A 16,333-nucleotide genomic window follows, 5' to 3' on the forward strand; every position below is an offset into this window, starting at 1 on the left:
CGTTTGGCCGGGATTGCCGAGCAAAGACAAGGGGAAGGGGACAGCCATGGATTTTCCGATCGAGACCGTCAGGGGAAAATTTCCGGCGCTGGACCTGACCGACAAGGGCCGCCGGCGCATCTATCTCGACAATCCGGCCGGCACCCAGGTGCCGCAAGCGGTTGCCGACGCGGTGGCGCGCTGCCTCCTCACCACCAACGCCAATCTCGGCGGCTATTTCGAAACCACGCGTGCCGCGCAAAAGGTGTTCGACGACGCCCATGCGGCGATGACCGATTTCCTGGGTGCAGCGAGCGCGGAGGAAATAATCATCGGCGCCAACATGACGACGCTGACCTATCACATGTCGCGCACGCTCGGCCGCGGCTTCAAGCCCGGCGACGAGATCATCGTCACCCGCATGGATCATGAGGGCAACGTCTCGCCCTGGCTGCAGCTGGCCGAAGATCTTGGCCTCGTCGTGCGCTTCCTGCCCTTCGACGAAAAGAGCTGGCAGGTCGAGGAGGCGGCGCTCAGCGCCCTGCTCACCGACAAGACTCGGCTCGTGGCGCTGAACTATGCCTCGAACCTCACCGGCTCGATCAATCGGGTGAAAGCGCTGACGGCCATCGCCAAACAGGCCGGCGCGGTGGTCTATGTCGACGCCGTGCAGTTCGCGCCGCATGGGCTGGTCGACGTGCAGGACCTCGGCTGCGACTTCCTGGTTTGCTCTGCCTACAAGTTCTTCGGCCCGCACATGGGCATTCTTTGGGGCCGCCGCGACATCATCGATGCGCTGCAACCCTACAAATGCCGTTGCTCGTCCAATGGCCTGCCGGAGCGCTTCGAACTCGGTACGCCGCAGATCGAACTGATGGCCGGACTTACCGCAGCGGTCGATTACTTCGCCGAACTCGGTGCTGCGGCCGGCGAGGGCGGTTCGCGAAGGCAAAAGATCGCAAAGGCATACGAAGTGTCGATCGCCTACGAAAACCCGCTGGCGCTGAGGCTGATCGATGGGCTGTCCGCCATTGAGGGCCTGACCATCCGCGGCATCACAGATCAGAAGCGTGTCATTGAGCGCGTGCCGACCGTGTCCTTCACCGTCGACGGCATCGTGCCAGAGACGATCGTGCGGCAGATGAATGCCGAGAACATTTTTCTATGGTCGGGTCACAACTACGCCTGGGAGATCGTCCACCATCTCGGCATTCCGGCCGAGCAGGGAGTCGTGCGCATCGGTATTGCGCACTACAACACGGCGGCAGAGATCGACGAGACGTTGGAAAGCGTGCACCGGGTGATCGCCATGCTGAGGCAGCAGCGCTAGTCAGCTATCGCTGTTTGCCGCCGAAACCGGTGAGGAACGCCGTGAGATTGTCGCCGAGCGCGTCGCAAAGATAGCCGCCTTCCTGGACGATAACCGTCGGCAGGCCGAGCTTGGCAATTGCCTCGCCGATCCGCGAGAAACCGGGCGTGGTCACCGAAAGCCCGCCGAACGGATCGCCCTCGAACGCATCGAGACCGAGCGCCACGACCAGCGCGTCCGGCGAAAAGGCGCGGATACGCTGGAACGCCACTTCGAGGGCCTCCAGAAACGCCGCGTCGGCTGATTTGCGCGGCAATGGCAGGTTGAAATTATAGCCGAGGCCCGGACCTTCGCCGCGCTCATCGGCATGGCCCCAGAAGAACGGATAGAAGCGCACCGGATCGGCGTGCAGCGACACCGTCAGGACGTCGGAACGCGTATAAAAGATGCCTTGCGTGCCATTGCCGTGATGCAGGTCGACATCGAGGATCACCACCCGCGCTGCCTGCTTGCGCAACACCTGGGCCGCGACCGCTGAATTGTTGATGAAGCAGAAGCCGCCGGCGACATCGGCAAAGGCATGGTGCCCGGATGGCCGGCAGAGCGCATAGGCGGCGGGCGCGCCAGCCATGACGGTTTCAGCCGCCTCGACCGCGCTCCAGGCGCTCCACAGCGCGCTCTGCCAGGTCTCGGCCGAAATCGGGCAAGCGGTGTCGGCCATGTGGTAGCCGGCCTGGCCGACCGCCGAGGCCGGATAGGACCCTGTGCGGGCCAGTGGATGGATGTTGGGGATGACTTCCGCGGATGCGCTCTCGATGCGCTGCCAGCGCGCAAAAATGTGTTCGAGGAAGGCGAGATACTCCGGCGTATGCACGGCCGCCACCGGGCCTAGGCCATGTTCCCTGGGCCGCTCGATCATCAATCCGGCGGATTTTGCGCCGGCTAACAATCGCTCTACCCGCTCCGGCTGTTCGGGATTGGGCTGCGGCGTACCGCTGGACAGAAAGGCCTTCGGGTCGTGGCGTTTCTGCTCCTCGGCAAAGAAGGCTTTCATTCCGCGTCCCCATCCTGCGCTGCATCGGCAAAGGCGAAAAAGGCATCGCCAACAATCTTCTGCGTCTGCTCGTAGCTCGACCAGGCGATGCCCAGCCGCTCATAAAAAGCCTTGGCGCCGTCATTGTCGGTGTCGACGGACAGCCTGAGATAGGCGCCGCCATCCCGGCGGCATTCGAGCGCGACCCGGCGCAGCAGTCTTTCGCCGATCTTGCGGCCGCGAAACCGGTCCTCGACATAGAGGTCCTGGATATAGACGCCGGGCCGCCCCATCCATGTCGAGAAGATCGGGAAATGCAGGCAGAGCCCCGCAAAATCGCCGCCGATCTCGGCGATCAGGGTGGAGAAGGCGGGTTTGTCGCCAAAGCCGTAGCGGCGGAGATCGTCGGCAGTGGACGTGATCTCCTGATGCGCGCCGATATGGGTGCCGAGCTTGAGCAGCGCGGCATGGATGGTGTCGACGTCGTCGATGGTGCCGGGGCGGAGGGTGACTGTACTCACGATAGGCAAGGCGCCCAGGCACCCCCCTCTGTCCTGCCGGACATCTCACCCTCAAGGGGGGAGATTGGCAGCTTTGGCGCTGCCATCCATTTTGCAACGATTGAGATTGGCGAAGGCCGCAGTGACATCCGATCTCCCCCCTTGAGGGGGAGATGGCCGGCAGGCCAGAGGGGGGTGTGCCAGAACGCCATCATCGCAGATCAATCATCTCAAAACGCCACCCTATCGCCACCCTTCAGCGCCAGCATCTCGCGCGCCTCGGTCGGCGTTGCGACTTCCAGCGACAACCCGTCGAGAATGGCGCGTATCCTGCGCACCTGATCGGCATTGGATTTCGCCAATTGCCGTCCATCGTAGAGACTGTCCTCCAGCCCGACGCGGACATTGCCGCCCATCGCCGCCGCGATCGAGATCAGGGGCATCTGATGGCGGCCGGCGGCGAGCACCGAGAACTGGTAGCTGTCGCCGAACAGCTTGTCGGCGATGCGCTTCATATGGATGAGATTGTCGGGATCGGCGCCGATGCCGCCGAGAATACCGAGCACGAACTGGATGAACAGCGGCCCCGACACCAGCCCGCGGTCGCGAAAATGCGCCAGCGAATAGAGATGGCCGACATCGTAGCATTCGAACTCAAAGCGCGTGCCGCAGCCGTTGCCGAGCCTTTCGAGCACGCCTTCCATATCGGCAAAGGTGTTCTTGAAGACGGTGTCGCGCGTGGCTTCGAGCAGCTTTGGTTCCCACTCGTGCTGCCACTCCCTTGGCTTGTCGAGCATCGGGAACAGCGCGAAATTCATCGAGCCCATGTTGAGCGAGCACATTTCCGGCTCGGCCCGCAGTGGTGCCGCCAGCCGCTGGTCGAGCGTCATCAGCGACGAACCGCCGGTGGTGATGTTGATCACCGCATCGGTCGCTTGCTTGATGCGCGGCAGGAACTGCATGAACACCTCAGGATCGGCGGTCGGCCGGCCGTCTTTGGGATCGCGGGCGTGGAGATGCAGGATTGAGGCGCCAGCCTCGGCCGCCGCGATGGCGTCGGTCGCGATCTGGTCCGGCGTCACCGGCAGATAGGGCGACATGGACGGGGTGTGCACCGAGCCAGTGACCGCGCAGGTGATGATGACTTTCCTCGGCGCCATTCTTTAGCCCTCAGCCTTCGACCGGCAGGTCGAGTTCGGCGGCCAGAACTTCCAGCGAATCGCCGATGATGGAAATGATCTCCCCGACCTCTTCAGCCGTGACGATCATCGGCGGCGCCACCATGAAATTGTCGCTGTCGACACCGCCCTTGACCCTGCGGCCGTAGATGATCAGCCCGCGCTCGTAGGCGAGGTCGAGCAGGCGCTGCGTGGCTTTCTTGCCCTGTTCGATCGGCCGTAGAGTTTCGGGATCGGCAACCATCTCGGCGCCGGTGAGCAGGCCTTTGCCTCGGACATCGGCGATGAACGGAAAACGCTTCGCCAGCCCTTTCAGCCCGTCCATCAGCACGTCGCCCATCGCGGCGGCATTGGCGATCAGGTCGAGGCGGTCCATCTCGCCGAGCACGGCGAGCCCGGCCGCGCAGGCGAGCGGATTGCCAGCATAGGTGTGGCCATGCTGGAAGCCGCCCGACGCCAGCAGCGGCTCGACCAGCCGCATCGGGGCGGCCAGCGCGCCGAGCGGCGCATAGCCGGAGCCAAGCCCCTTCGACAGCGCGACGATGTCGGGCTTGCAGTTCCAATGGTCGCCGCCAAGGAATTTTCCGGTGCGGCCGGCGCCGCTCATCACTTCATCATGGATGAGCAGGATGCCGTAGCGGTCGCAGATCTCGCGTATACGCGGATAATAGCTGTCCGGTGCGACGAGGGCCGAAGTCGCCGCACCGCCGATCGGCTCCATGATGAAGGCGAGCACGCTGTCCGGGCCCTCGGCCTGGATCTTCTCCTCCAGCATGTCGGCATAACGGACGCCGCGCTGCTCCATCGAAAGATTGTCGCGGTCGCGCCATGCCGTCGGCGCCGGCACGGTCGGCATCACCCGCATCATCGGTGTGAACGTTTCGGCCAGCGCATCGTCGCCGGTTATCGAAAGCGAACCCAGCGTGCCGCCATGATAGGAGGGAAAACGCGTGATAACCTTCCAGCGCTTCGGCTGGCCGGTCGCGACCGCCCATTGCCGCGCCAGCTTGATGCAGGATTCCGTCGCCTCCGAACCGCCGGAGACGAAGAAGATTCGGTCCATGCCCTCCGGCAGTTTGCCGGCGAGCTCCCGCGCCAGTTCTTCCGCCGGCTCGTTTTCGAAATGCAGGCGGTAGGCGAAGGTGGCGCGGTCCATCTGCCGCTTCATGGCGTCCAGCACGTTGCGGTTGGAATGGCCGATATTGGCGACCATCGGTCCGCTCGATCCGTCGATGAAGCGGCGGCCGTCCTGCGTCCACATATAAATGCCTTCGGCGCGGTCGATCAGCGGCCGGCGCAGGCTGGAGAGGTAGAACAGGTGCGAGGGCGCGCGCGCTTCTGAACCGGCGGAGGAGGGCTTCTGCATGTCAGGTCTTTCCGAGGTAGCGATCGATTACATTCCTGGTCACGCGCTCGACCATCGGGTCCTGCCTGAGCAGGCCGGCGACCCATTCGCAGCTTCCGGCGTGAAAAACCTCGCCCTTGCCGCGCGGGAAATTGACGATCATGCCGTTGCCGCGTTTGACCTTTTCCAGATTGGCGTCGGTCGCCTCGCCAAACAGCGTTTCGGCCGTAAAGCGGCCATCCTCGTCGGTGAGAAACTGGTCCTCGATCGGGATGTCGGCGCTTTCCTCGACCTGGCTCGCCATGCCGACGGCCAGCACCTGCAGCCCGTCAGGCGCACCGCTGTCCGGTGTCGGATAGGGCAGGCCGCCGCGGATCTCGAAATCGAGCCCGTCGACCTCATAGCCATAGACATGGCTGTCGGCGCCGAGCAGGTCGCCATAATACATGCCGGTGCCGGCAAAGGCCCAGTGCTCGGGCCGATAGACCGGAAAGCCCCGCACGCCGCGCGGTGCGCATCCGCCCCAGCCGGCATAGACGCCGCGCGTCGCGTTGAGGCCGAACGTCATTGCGCCGGGACGACCGATCTCAGGCGCTTCCCAGGAGTTGGTGGCGCGGGTGACGTCGCCGCCTCGGAAGTAGGCTGGGTCTTCGGCGCGCGCCCGGTATTTGTAGCAGACCTGCCGCCGGCCTTCGTCCTCGAGCCTTGTCTGCCACATGAAATTGCCGGCAAAGCGCGCCGCATGGCCGCCGCGCTCGACGTAGCTGTCGACGGCGTCCCGCATCTCCCAGGTCCAGTACTCGTCATGGCCGACGAAGACCACACAGTCATAGCCATCGAGGATTTCGGGCGAGAAGTGCAAATCGTGCTGGCTGGCGAGATCGACGCCATAGCCGGCGCGCTCGGCAAAGCGGAAGAAGTGGCTGTCATAGCTCGCCCAGCCCGAGGAGGTGTATTTCTTCGAATGTCCCGTGGCGTACGCCCATTCCATGTGCGGATAGCGCGGCACTGTTTTCGGCGGCACGGCAACCTCCAGCGGCACGCGCGGCGCGTCCTTGGGCAACACCACGAAGCCACGGCACCAAGGCCGCTGCGTCGACACCATGCGCGCATACTGGTCGCGGCCCGGGCCGGTGATGCCCTGATAGGCGTTGGAGCCGCCCCATGTGTTGTAGGACAGCCAGGTGCCGGTCGCCGCCACCTGCAGCACGCGACCGGGTTTGCTGCCGGGCAGGAGCGCGACGATGATGAGGTGGTGGCAAAGGATAGCTTTGCCGTCGCGCCCGTCCGCCGTCAGCGTCAGCCGATAGGCGCCGGATGGCCAATCGTTGCCGATGCGAAATTCGAAAGACGCCTCCCAGCCGCAGCCTTCGACCGAGCACTGGTCGGGCGTATCCTGCCAGCGCGCCGAAAGCCCCGTTTGCTCGAAGACTTTTGTCTCGCTGCCGCCGTCGCGGACAATGACAATGCTGAAGCGCGGCACTGTCGAACTGACATGCAGCGTCACGGTCTCGCCGGCGCGGTAGGAAAAGCGGTTGGAATAACACCAGATCTCGCCGCGCTCGCCGTCCATTCCCGGCCATTCATAGTAATGGCCGCGCACTGCCTCGCGGCGCTGCTCGGGCGTCAGTCCGAAATCGGGAAATTCGGTCGGCAGTTGGGTCATGAACACCGGAAAAGTGACAGGCCGCCATTTCGGCCATCTGCCGGCCAAGCGTCAAATGGAAACGATCGGGCCAGCAATTGCATACGACACAATTGCTTGGCCGCTCTTGGCCGCACCCGGCAAACCGACTATCTCAGGCGAGGCGGCATTTTCCGCCTCGGGAGCCGGTATGCTGAGAATGCAGAAGGTCAAGGTCGACGAAATCTACGTGCCGACGGCGCGCAAGAAGACGCTGCATCCCGAAACGGTCCGGCATCTGGCCGAAGACATACTGGAAAACGGCATGAAGACGCCGATCCAGGTTCGCCATGACGGCAAGCGCCACATCCTGGTCGAGGGCCTGCACCGGCTGGAAGCCGCCAAATGGCTCGGCGAGACCGAGATCGACGCCTATCTGGTGCAGGCCAAGCGCCACTGAGGCGCGCGACCGATCGACAACAGCCAAACCGGTCATTCTTCCGCGGATTTTTCGCAGGGCATGTCGGCACGCGGCGTGCTCGCTCGTCCTTGGGGGGAACCTGAGGAGACCGACATGTCCAGACGAATCTATTTCGCCATTCTTGCCTCGGTCGCTGCCTTGTTTGCAGCGCCCGGCCCAGCCAATGCAGAGGAGACCAAGCCCGCCATGACCACCGAGGCAACAGCCATGCCGAAGCCGGAAAAGTCCGGCTTGCTGCCGATCGACGGCCTGAATTACTACTATGCCGTCTATGGCAAGGGCGAACCGCTGCTTCTGCTGCATGGCGGCCTTGGCACGTCGGACATGTTCGCGCCGCTGCTGCCGAAGCTGGCGGAAAACCGCACCATCATTGCCGTCGACCTGCAGGGCCATGGCCGCACCGCGCTCGGCGAGCGACCCTTCAGCCTGGAGGGGATGGGCGACGACATGGCTGGTATCGTCAAGGCGCTCGGCTATGACAAGGTCGACGTGCTTGGCTATTCGCTGGGCGGCGGCGTCGCCTTCCGCATGGCCGTTCAGCATCCCGAGACGGTGCGCCGGCTGGTCCTGGTCTCGACCGGCTTCGCCGCCAATGGCTTCTATGACGAGATGCGCGGCCAGCAGGCGCAGGTGAGCGCGGCCGCCGCCGATTTCATGAAGGACACGCCGATGTACAAATCCTACGTCGCCGTCGCCCCACGTCCCGACGATTTCCCTAAACTGCTCGATGCGCTGGGCAATTTCATGCGCAAGGATTACGACTATTCCGCCGATGTGGCGAAGCTGAAGATGCCAGTCATGCTGGCCTATGGCGACAGCGACATGTACAAGCCCGAGCACGAGATCAGGTTCTACCAGATGATCGGCGGCGGGCTGAAGGATGCCGGCTGGATGCGTGAGAACCTGTCGCAGAACCGGCTGGCCATCATTCCCAATCGCACCCACTACGACGTCTTCTTCGCACCGGAGCTGACGGCCGCGGCACTGCCCTTCCTCAATGGCGAAACCAAGGTGAAGACCTGGGACGAAGTCCTCAGCGAAACGAAATAGCTTGCCTGAAAATACATGCCGGCCGTCTCGAAGAGGCGGTCGGCTTTTTTGTGCCTGCGAAGCTACGGAGCCTTGGCGCAGCCATTGGTCCTATCGGCGCAATCGATGGCGCCATCAGGGCTTTTCAATTGACCGAAAGGTACCTGTCGATATCATCAAGAGACCTTCAGTGTGATGAGTTCGAATGATGACGAAATACCAGGGCGGATGCCATTGCGGGGCAGTGCGCTACGGCACTGAGGCGGCGCCGCTCAACCAGCGCGTCTGCCACTGCCGGTGCTGCCAGAAGGTCATAGGCGCGGCGTTCAACGCCCGCCTTTTGTTTCGCATCGACGATGTCACGGTCGAGGGAGAGGTGGCGACGGTCAACACCTCTCCGGACCTCAAGCGCGGCTTTTGCGCCGCTTGCGGCACCACGCTGTTTTCCCGACGCGACTCCGCCGGCATCGTCGGCATCACCACCGGCTCGCTCGACGATCCCTCGCTGTTCAAGCCGGAAATGCATATGTGGACCGCCTCGAAGCAGCCCTGGCTGCAGCTCGATGACGGCCTGCCGCACCATGAAGGCGCGCCGCCTCCGAATTGACGCCGGCCTTACCGGAAATTAATCCCGAAACCACGACATAGCCGGCAAAGCGTCATTGGCGGGCCATGATTGCCTGCCTATCTATCGTCTGCGGGCCGGTATCGAGGAGACGACCGATGAGCGACAGAATCAGCACCCTGGACGAGCTTTTGAGCGATCCGATGGTCCTCCTCGTGATGGAGCGTGACCGCGTGCGCCCCGAACAGGTTCGCCTGCTGCTCGAACGTGCCCGCCGCCCGGCCGCCGACGAACCATCGGTGCCGCCGGCGCATGTGGTGGCCAAGACTTGTTTGCAGCAATGGCTGGGAAGGTAAGGCTATGATCCTTCGTCGTCCTCGGGCTTGACCCGAGGATCCACGCCGTGACGTCGGCCGAAGTATGTCGCGGTCGAGAATGGCTTCCTTGCTCGACCCATTTCGCCCAAACTCAATCTTGAACCGTCTTCATGCCATGGATGCAACGGCATGGATTCCAGGGTCTGCCCGACGTCGCTTCGCGACTGCTTCGCCCTAGAATGACGAAGGTAGGTTATGGCCGCCGAACATACCCCGGCCAATTCCTAACAACTTGATTCAAACTTTGTTGGTAATTTCTCGTTAGTAATCGAGGCCGGTTTGTCCGGCGGCGTCTGTTTGCCTTCGGTCTGTTGTGTTTTGCGTACAGGTCCAGATGCGGATTTCAGGCGTCGTCAGTTTCATGTTGGCATCGCTGTGGCTTGCCGGCTGTTCGTCCACAGCGGGCGTCGATGGCTTGCAGCCGTCGAACGAGACGACCAGTTCGGTCGTGCGTCCGAGCGCGCCGGTCACAGCGGCTCCGGCGGAGACCGCCGACCTCGCGCCGATGCGGTCCGACATGGTGGCCGACAACGCTGTGGCCGACAATGCGCCGCCCTTTTCCATGGTCGAGGAAGAAGAGGCCATCGTCGCGGGCACGCCGCAGGGGAGCACCAGACCACAGCTCGAGCCCGCCGCTCTGATGTCTGCGCCGAAGCGGTTGACGCGCGCGGCGCCGGCCATGCTGGCCTCGCCGGTCACCCGCTACGGTTTCCGCGACGCCAAGCCGATCAATTTCGGCAAGGCTTCGCCACGCTACCTTGCCGTCCACGGCGTCGACGTCTCGCGCTGGCAGGGCAATGTCAACTGGGGCAAGCTGCGTGCCCAGGGCGCCAACTTCGCCTATATCAAGGCGACCGATGGCGGCGACCATCTCGACCCGATGTTCATGAAGAACTGGCGCAATGCCGATGCCGCCGGGCTGAAGCGCGGCGCCTATCACTTCTTCTACTGGTGCCGCACCGCCGGCGAGCAGGCGGACTGGTTCATCCGCAATGTGCCAAGGGTCGAAGGCGCGCTGCCGCCGGTGATCGATGTCGAATGGAACGGCGAATCCTCCTGCAAGCGGCAGCCTTCGCGGGCCACCGTGCTGGAAAAGATGAAGGTGTTCATGGACAAGCTGGAGCGCCATTACGGCCAGCGGCCCATCATCTACACCGCACCGGATTTCTATCGCGACAATCTCAAGGGTGCGTTTCTCGATTATCCGTTCTGGCTGCGCGCCGTGGCGCGGCATCCCTCAAAAGTCTATCCCGGCCGCAAATGGCTGTTCTGGCAGTACTCCGGCTCCGGCCTGTCGCACGGCGTGACCGGCCGCATCGACCTCAACGTCTTCCATGGCGACGAGCGCGCCTGGTGGGCATGGGCAGGCGGGCAGACGACCGTCGCCGACGCCGACTGAACGTCAGGCCGGTGCCGGTGCGCCTGCGCTGCCTGCCGCTGCGGCTTGGGTTGAATTTTCAGCGTCTCGCTAACGATCCGCTCACTGTGTCCTTTAGCGGTATCGCAACAGCCTTCCGGTAACGTGCCCGTGATCGGGTTTCGGAGGGGTCCATGCGCAATCCAGTTGTGGCTGTCGCTCTTGCCGCCGCTGTCGGCTACGGGTTTTTCAGCTCGCTCGGCCACATGCCGGGCGGAAGTGGCACTTCGCTGGCCGAGTCGAAGCAGAACGTCGTGTCCTATTCCACCGAGGACAAGGCGATGCAGGCCGCCAAGGACAGCGGCCGCTCGACCCTCAAGCGCTTCCACGAATTGATGGACGCCGGCACACCCGGCACCTACACGGTAAAATTCCCGCTGACCCAGAACGGCGCCACCGAGCATATCTGGCTGCAGCTGGTCGGCTACAGCGACGGCTCCTATATCGGCCTGCTCGCCGACGTCCCGGTCAATGGCAACAAGTACAAGATGGGCGACAGGATGACGGTGACCGAGGCCGACGTCGAGGACTGGATGATCAAGAACGGCAAGGTGATCTATGGCGGCTACACCACGCGCCAGGCGCTTGCGGATATGCCGAAGGAACAGGTTGCAAGATACGGGTTGACCTTCAAGGACTGAGGGTTGAGGCGGGGGCGAGTTTTATCGCGGTGCCTAGAGGGCTGTCGCGCTTTTCGCGTTCGCGTATCTCTGCCGTCTGCGCCAGCACCCAGTCGCGAAACACCTTGATTTTGGGCGCGTTGCGGCGGCTCTCCAGATGCACCAGCCAATAGCCGTCGCCGTCCGATCCAAGCACGCCGAATGGCTGTATCAACTGGCCCTTTTCCAACAGGGCGCTGTAAAGGTTTCTGGTGAGGATCGCGGCGCCCTTGTCGGTCAGCGCCGCCATCGCATCATAGGCCTGCGTACCCAGCTTCGGGCCAGCGATGACGCGATCGGGCTCGAACGGCACGCCGGCAGCCTTGAACCAGATTTCCCACCAGGGATCGTCGGCACAGCATAGCGGCACTTGGTAGAGATCCTCGGGGCGGTGGATGCCGCCGACGCTTTCGGCGAGTCTCGGGCTGAGCATCGGCGTATAGTCCGCCTTGAACAGATAGTGAGCCGTCAGGCCCGGCCATTTTCCACTGCCGGTGCGAATGCCGACATCCATGTCGCCGCGCGTGAAATCGACCAGCCCGTGCGATGTATTCACCTTCACGGCAAGATCGGGATGCATCAGCTGGAATGTTCCAAGCCATACGGCCAGCCAGTTCGATGCGAAGGTTTCCATGGTCGTCACCGACAGCACGCCGGTCGCTCCACCCTTGGTGGCGACCCATGCGTCGGCCAGGGTCGAGAACGCGCCTGTTGCGTGCGGCGCCAGCTGCTGTCCGGCCTCGGTCAGCGCGATCTGCCTTGTTTTTCTTATGAAAAGCGGCGTTCCGGCACGTTCTTCCAGCACCTTTATCTGATAGCTGGCAGCTGATTGGGTCATGCCGAGTTCTTCGGCTGCCTTGGTGAAACTGCCCAGCCGGGCCGCGGCTTCAAAGACCCTGATGGCTCCTAATGGTGGCAGTTCCCAGCTCATGGCGCATCAATCCTGCTGATGCATACTACGCGACGTTCGATTGGAAACCAAGCCCGGAAAACGGCATGCTGCATTCATCGGATCAAACCCTGGAGGATACGGCAATGACCACCACCATCGCTCTCTACAACACGCTTCGCCGGCCGATGCTCGACCTCTTCACCGCGCCGTTCAGACCTCGCAAGCACGGCCTGCTCGACCGCCGCTCGCTGTCGGATCATTTCCTCAGGGATATCGGCATGCTTGACGGACGCGTGCCTCCCGGCACCATTGGCTAAGCAAGCTCTTTGACCAGGGGAGGGAAAGATGACTGTGTTATCCGAGGATCTGGCGAAGAGCCGACAAACGATCAACGCCTATGAGGACTATGCCGAACGCTACGACGCTCTGGTGCGGCACGTTCCGAACCAAAGAGAACAGAAATGGCTGAAGCGCCTGGTGAAGATCGCCGGCAAAGGTGGCCGGATTCTTGAAGTCGGTTCGGGACCCGGATACGATGCGGACTTCGTCGAAGGGCTCGGTGTCCAGGTTCGGCGCACCGACGCAACGAAGCGGTTTCTCGAGTTGCAGGCCGCGCGCGGCAAGCATGGTGAGTTTCTCGATCTCATCACCGACGATCTCGGCGGCCCCTACGACGCGGTGCTCGCATTGTGCGTCCTGATCCACGTGCCGCGCGAGCAGGCCGACCAGGTGCTTGCCAAGATTGCCGGGTCGCTGCGGCCGGGCGGCGCCTTCCTCGTCTCGATGCGCATTGGCGATGGCGAGAAGGGCGGCGAATATCATACGGTCTACTGGCGCAGGGACGACTTCGCTGCCCGACTCGAAAATGCCGGGCTGGTCCTTGTCGGAGACGAATTCAACTTCGGCCGCGATCGCGAAGAGTGGACCACCTTCCTCGCTGTGAGGCCGTCATGACGCGCCGCGGACTGTTTTTGTTCGTGCTGCTCAGCCTCCTGTGGGGCATTCCCTATTTGTTGATCAAGCTGGCGGTTGCCGAGGTGTCGGTGCCCTTCCTGGTCTTTGCCCGAACAGCCGTCGGCGCGCTCGCGCTGCTGCCCTTCGTCCTTGTCCAGCGCAGTTTCGGATGGCTGAAGACACATTGGCGGGCGGTCGCCGCATTCTGTCTGGTCGAGATGATCCTGCCATGGGGGCTGATCACCCATGGCGAAGTCAGCATCGACAGTTCCACCGCCGGACTGCTGATTGCCATGACGCCGGCCGTAACCGTCGCGCTCTCAAAGCTGATGGGCTCGGATGAGCGGCTGGGGATACGCCGCTGGACCGGCCTTTTCCTCGGTTTTGCCGGTGTCTTCGTGCTGGCGCTGCCGACCTTGGGTGGCGGATTTCTCGCGGTCGTCGAGATTCTCATGGCCGCGGCCTGCTATGCCTCGGGTTCGATCATCGCGTCGCGCTGGCTGAACGATGTGCCGGCAACCTCGCTGACGGCAGTCTGTCTGGCAGGGGCCGCGCTGATCTACGCGGTGCCGGCGGCGTTGGCCTGGCCGGCGGCCATGCCGTCGACAACGGTGGTTGGCGCAATCCTCGGTCTTGGCGTGTTTTGCACGGCGATTGCCTTCGCCACCTATTTCCTGCTGGTGCGGGAGATCGGCCCCGAACGGGCGGTCGTCATCACCTATGTGGCGCCCGCCGTCTCCGTGGCAGCCGGCGTGCTCGTCCTTTCGGAGCCGCTCGATATCGGCATTGTCGCGGCTTTCGCGCTCATCCTGTGCGGATCATATCTCGGCACGTGGCGCGCTCCGCCAGAACCGTCCGTGTCCGCGACCTCGGCAAGTTGACCGGCGGCCGCCAGCCGCCGTCAGAAATAAGGTCGCAGGTTCTCGCGAATGCGGTCCAGCACCGTCTTTCCCGAGATATCGGCGGTGAAGGTCTTGCCGGTGATGGTCTCAAAGGCCTGCGTGTAAACCCGCGATGTCTGCTCGATGAGCTCGGCGGGGATTTTCGGAATACGATCCTTGTAGGGATCGCAGCGCGCGGTCACCCAGGCGCGAATAAAATCCTTGTCGAAGCTTTGCGGCCGCTCGCCTGCCTTGAAACGCTCTTCATAGCTTGCCGCAAGCCAGTAGCGGCTTGAGTCGGGCGTATGGATTTCATCGGCAAGGATGATGGCGCCATCCTTGTCCGTGCCGAACTCGTACTTGGTGTCGACCAGGATCAGGCCGCGTTTGGCGGCCAGCGCCTTGCCGCGCGCAAACAGCGCCAGCGCATAGCGCGAGACGGTGTCCCATTGCTCTTCCGACAACAGGCCGCGCGTCAGGATCTCGTCACGCGTCAAGGGCTCGTCATGGCCGCCATCGAGCGCCTTGCTGGTCGGCGTGATGATGGCCTGCGGCAGCTTCTCATTGTCGCGCAATCCGTCCGGCAGGCGGATGCCGTACATATCGCGTTCGCCGTTCTTGTATTTCGTCAGCACCGAAGTGCTGGTGGTGCCGGCGAGATAGTCGCGAACGACGATTTCCACCGGCAGAATGTCGAGCCTGGTGCCGACGACGACATTGGGGTCGGGATAATCGAGCACATGGTTGGGGCAGATATCCGCCGTTTCCTCGAACCAGTAGCGCGCCGTCTGCGTCAGCAGCTCTCCCTTGAGCGGTATTGCGGTCAGGATCACATCGAAGGCGCTCAGCCGGTCGGTGGCGATGATGATGCGGCGGCCATCCGGCAGATCGTAATTCTCGCGGACCTTGCCTTTGTAGTGGTTCGGGAGTTCCGGAATGAAGGCATCCGAGAGAACGCGCAGTGCTGTCATCCTGGTCTCATGGCTCCTAACAGTTTGGGCGACTCTTAACAAAGTTGAGGGGGCTTCGATACCCGAGGAAGGGCGGTTCGTCCTTCGCGAATAATCAAGACATTGCCTTCGCCGTGCTATCTATTCGCAGCTTCCGACACTCCTGGGGGACGCGGTGGACGTAGAGCTCAAATTTCTGATTGTCGGATTTGCCTGCGCGATCGCGGGCGGTCTGTCGTTCATCACTTTCGTCAAATGGCGCGAGGTGCAGGCGATGAGCCACTGGCTGCCGGCGCCGGGCAAGATCATCTCGTCGCGCGTCGAGGCGCGTGACGTCAGAAGGTCGGGCGTCGGCTCGGACAGCAGCGACACCACCGAGATGCGCAATTTTCCGGCGATCACCTTCGAATACAAGGTCGGTAAAAAGAAATTTCAAAGCTCGCGCTACAGCGTGAAGGAGAATCTGGGGAATTTCGAAGTCACCGAAACCCTGGCGCAGTTTCCCACCGGCGCTGAAGTGACCGTCTTCTACAATCCGGCCGATCCTGGCAAGGCCGTGATCGAACGCACCCTGCCGGACGGCGCCTTCAAGTTCATGGTCAAGCTCTCGGCCGGGCTGGTGATCGGCACGGTGGTGCTGGTGTTTTCGCTCGGTGGCGTGCTGGAGGCGATCCGGCCGCACCTGCCCAAGCCGCAGAACCTCGGCGCCGGAGCGCTGCTGCTGTTCATGGGCCTGATGATCCTGCGCGTGGCCTTCGTCCAGAAGTCGCTTGCCGAGCAGGCGGCAAAATGGCCGGTCGCCGCCGGCCGCATTGACTCCTCCGGCCTGCAGGCGCTGCGAAACTACAGCGGCCATCGACGCTGGAGCACCGTCTTCAAATCCCGCATCGTTTACAGCTACGGCGTCGCCGGCCAGCGCTACACCTCCGATCGCGTAACCTTCGGCGCCACGGTCACCGCTTCAATGCCCGGCTTAATCAGCGGCCAGGCGCGCAGCTATGCCGAGGGCGGCAAGGTCGACGTGCATTACGACCCAGCCAACCCCGCCTCGGCAGTGCTCGAATGCAGGGTGCGCGGGCTTTGGCTGCTGTGGGTCTGTTCGGCCGCGTTTCTGGGCGGCGCGGCTTGGCTGGTCGGTTTTATCTGAGGCGCCCACTTTC

General features: G+C 63.0%; 18 protein-coding genes. 11 read left to right on the top strand and 7 right to left on the bottom strand.

Annotation, left to right across the window (positions count from 1 at the left end):
- Window positions 1-46 precede the first annotated feature (46 nt).
- The gene (locus tag NKI96_RS01840) at window positions 47-1,309 is read left to right on the top strand and encodes a cysteine desulfurase-like protein (protein ID WP_352759319.1); all 1,263 of its coding nucleotides are present in this window, start codon (window positions 47-49) and stop codon (window positions 1,307-1,309) included.
- A gap of 4 nt (window positions 1,310-1,313) precedes the next feature.
- On the opposite strand, the gene NKI96_RS01845 is transcribed toward NKI96_RS01840, so the two are convergent.
- The 5 genes from NKI96_RS01845 to NKI96_RS01865 form a co-directional block, all read right to left on the bottom strand.
- Window positions 1,314-2,342 (bottom strand): histone deacetylase family protein, encoded by a 1,029-nt coding sequence (locus NKI96_RS01845; RefSeq protein ID WP_352802679.1) that lies wholly within the window; start codon window positions 2,340-2,342, stop codon window positions 1,314-1,316.
- On the bottom strand, window positions 2,339-2,842 hold the full coding sequence (locus NKI96_RS01850) for a GNAT family N-acetyltransferase (RefSeq protein ID WP_352802682.1): 504 nt from the start codon (window positions 2,840-2,842) through the stop codon (window positions 2,339-2,341). Before NKI96_RS01850 ends, NKI96_RS01845 begins: the two co-directional genes overlap by 4 nt.
- Window positions 2,843-3,051: 209 nt before the next feature.
- Entirely contained in the window at window positions 3,052-3,981 is a 930-nt protein-coding gene (gene kce / locus NKI96_RS01855; protein ID WP_352802685.1) for a 3,5-dioxohexanoate:acetyl-CoA acetone transferase, read from the bottom strand.
- Between the two features lie 10 nt (window positions 3,982-3,991).
- The gene (locus tag NKI96_RS01860) at window positions 3,992-5,365 is read right to left on the bottom strand and encodes an aminotransferase family protein (protein WP_352802688.1); all 1,374 of its coding nucleotides are present in this window, start codon (window positions 5,363-5,365) and stop codon (window positions 3,992-3,994) included.
- A 1-nt stretch (window position 5,366) separates the two neighbouring features.
- A complete protein-coding gene (locus tag NKI96_RS01865) occupies window positions 5,367-7,010 on the bottom strand; it encodes a N,N-dimethylformamidase beta subunit family domain-containing protein (RefSeq protein WP_352802691.1) in 1,644 nt (547 codons plus the stop codon).
- 169 nt (window positions 7,011-7,179) lie between these two features.
- Between NKI96_RS01865 and NKI96_RS01870 the strand changes: the two genes are divergently transcribed.
- From NKI96_RS01870 to NKI96_RS01895, 6 genes are all read left to right on the top strand, one after another.
- Complete coding sequence (locus NKI96_RS01870) at window positions 7,180-7,428, top strand: ParB N-terminal domain-containing protein (RefSeq protein WP_352802693.1); 249 nt, start codon at window positions 7,180-7,182, stop codon at window positions 7,426-7,428.
- 114 nt (window positions 7,429-7,542) lie between these two features.
- The gene (locus tag NKI96_RS01875; protein ID WP_023756447.1) at window positions 7,543-8,499 is read left to right on the top strand and encodes an alpha/beta fold hydrolase; all 957 of its coding nucleotides are present in this window, start codon (window positions 7,543-7,545) and stop codon (window positions 8,497-8,499) included.
- A gap of 187 nt (window positions 8,500-8,686) precedes the next feature.
- Window positions 8,687-9,085, top strand: coding sequence for a GFA family protein (locus NKI96_RS01880; protein WP_023754395.1), 399 nt, complete (start codon window positions 8,687-8,689; stop codon window positions 9,083-9,085).
- A gap of 116 nt (window positions 9,086-9,201) precedes the next feature.
- Window positions 9,202-9,399 (top strand): hypothetical protein, encoded by a 198-nt coding sequence (locus NKI96_RS01885; RefSeq protein WP_023711466.1) that lies wholly within the window; start codon window positions 9,202-9,204, stop codon window positions 9,397-9,399.
- A 355-nt stretch (window positions 9,400-9,754) separates the two neighbouring features.
- A complete protein-coding gene (locus NKI96_RS01890) occupies window positions 9,755-10,819 on the top strand; it encodes a glycoside hydrolase family 25 protein (protein WP_023669057.1) in 1,065 nt (354 codons plus the stop codon).
- Between the two features lie 152 nt (window positions 10,820-10,971).
- Window positions 10,972-11,478, top strand: a complete 507-nt coding sequence (locus tag NKI96_RS01895) for a DUF2314 domain-containing protein (protein ID WP_023669056.1) — start codon at window positions 10,972-10,974, stop codon at window positions 11,476-11,478.
- Here NKI96_RS01895 and NKI96_RS01900 read toward each other — a convergent pair.
- Window positions 11,468-12,427 carry a LysR family transcriptional regulator gene (locus tag NKI96_RS01900; RefSeq protein WP_023669055.1) on the bottom strand — a complete coding sequence of 320 codons (960 nt, stop codon included), beginning with the start codon at window positions 12,425-12,427 and terminating at the stop codon, window positions 11,468-11,470. The genes NKI96_RS01895 and NKI96_RS01900 overlap by 11 nt on opposite strands.
- 104 nt (window positions 12,428-12,531) lie before the next feature.
- On the opposite strand from NKI96_RS01900, the gene NKI96_RS01905 reads away from it, so the two are divergent.
- From NKI96_RS01905 to NKI96_RS01915, 3 genes are read left to right on the top strand one after another with little or no spacing between them, the layout of a single operon-like run.
- Complete coding sequence (locus NKI96_RS01905; RefSeq protein WP_196813891.1) at window positions 12,532-12,705, top strand: hypothetical protein; 174 nt, start codon at window positions 12,532-12,534, stop codon at window positions 12,703-12,705.
- 28 nt (window positions 12,706-12,733) lie between these two features.
- Entirely contained in the window at window positions 12,734-13,342 is a 609-nt protein-coding gene (locus NKI96_RS01910; protein WP_352802697.1) for a class I SAM-dependent DNA methyltransferase, read from the top strand.
- Window positions 13,339-14,223 carry a DMT family transporter gene (locus NKI96_RS01915; protein ID WP_023697600.1) on the top strand — a complete coding sequence of 295 codons (885 nt, stop codon included), beginning with the start codon at window positions 13,339-13,341 and terminating at the stop codon, window positions 14,221-14,223. Before NKI96_RS01910 ends, NKI96_RS01915 begins: the two co-directional genes overlap by 4 nt.
- Window positions 14,224-14,243: 20 nt before the next feature.
- Here the strand turns inward: NKI96_RS01915 and NKI96_RS01920 are convergent, their stop codons facing one another.
- Entirely contained in the window at window positions 14,244-15,185 is a 942-nt protein-coding gene (locus tag NKI96_RS01920) for a phosphoribosylaminoimidazolesuccinocarboxamide synthase (protein ID WP_023739359.1), read from the bottom strand.
- Between the two features lie 163 nt (window positions 15,186-15,348).
- Here NKI96_RS01920 and NKI96_RS01925 point away from each other — a divergent pair, with 163 nt between their 5' ends.
- Window positions 15,349-16,320: a DUF3592 domain-containing protein gene (locus NKI96_RS01925; RefSeq protein WP_352802700.1), complete on the top strand. Its 972-nt coding sequence runs from the start codon at window positions 15,349-15,351 to the stop codon at window positions 16,318-16,320.
- Window positions 16,321-16,333: the final 13 nt, after the last annotated feature.

Origin of the sequence: Mesorhizobium sp. M0292, assembly GCF_040321695.1 — a bacterium.
Lineage (GTDB): Bacteria > Pseudomonadota > Alphaproteobacteria > Rhizobiales > Rhizobiaceae > Mesorhizobium.

Excerpts from the sequence above, each read along its gene's own strand:
- NKI96_RS01875 (WP_023756447.1), top strand. The coding sequence starts at position 7,543 with ATGTCCAGACGAATCTATTTCGCCATTCTTGCCTCGGTCGCTGCCTTG.
- NKI96_RS01905 (WP_196813891.1), top strand. The coding sequence starts at position 12,532 with ATGACCACCACCATCGCTCTCTACAACACGCTTCGCCGGCCGATGCTC.
- NKI96_RS01865 (WP_352802691.1), bottom strand. The coding sequence starts at position 7,010 with ATGACCCAACTGCCGACCGAATTTCCCGATTTCGGACTGACGCCCGAG.
- NKI96_RS01895 (WP_023669056.1), top strand. The coding sequence starts at position 10,972 with ATGCGCAATCCAGTTGTGGCTGTCGCTCTTGCCGCCGCTGTCGGCTAC.
- NKI96_RS01910 (WP_352802697.1), top strand. The coding sequence starts at position 12,734 with ATGACTGTGTTATCCGAGGATCTGGCGAAGAGCCGACAAACGATCAAC.
- kce (WP_352802685.1), bottom strand. The coding sequence starts at position 3,981 with ATGGCGCCGAGGAAAGTCATCATCACCTGCGCGGTCACTGGCTCGGTG.
- NKI96_RS01900 (WP_023669055.1), bottom strand. The coding sequence starts at position 12,427 with ATGAGCTGGGAACTGCCACCATTAGGAGCCATCAGGGTCTTTGAAGCC.
- NKI96_RS01840 (WP_352759319.1), top strand. The coding sequence starts at position 47 with ATGGATTTTCCGATCGAGACCGTCAGGGGAAAATTTCCGGCGCTGGAC.
- NKI96_RS01845 (WP_352802679.1), bottom strand. The coding sequence starts at position 2,342 with ATGAAAGCCTTCTTTGCCGAGGAGCAGAAACGCCACGACCCGAAGGCC.
- NKI96_RS01890 (WP_023669057.1), top strand. The coding sequence starts at position 9,755 with ATGCGGATTTCAGGCGTCGTCAGTTTCATGTTGGCATCGCTGTGGCTT.
- NKI96_RS01880 (WP_023754395.1), top strand. The coding sequence starts at position 8,687 with ATGACGAAATACCAGGGCGGATGCCATTGCGGGGCAGTGCGCTACGGC.
- NKI96_RS01885 (WP_023711466.1), top strand. The coding sequence starts at position 9,202 with ATGAGCGACAGAATCAGCACCCTGGACGAGCTTTTGAGCGATCCGATG.
- NKI96_RS01915 (WP_023697600.1), top strand. The coding sequence starts at position 13,339 with ATGACGCGCCGCGGACTGTTTTTGTTCGTGCTGCTCAGCCTCCTGTGG.
- NKI96_RS01870 (WP_352802693.1), top strand. The coding sequence starts at position 7,180 with ATGCTGAGAATGCAGAAGGTCAAGGTCGACGAAATCTACGTGCCGACG.
- NKI96_RS01860 (WP_352802688.1), bottom strand. The coding sequence starts at position 5,365 with ATGCAGAAGCCCTCCTCCGCCGGTTCAGAAGCGCGCGCGCCCTCGCAC.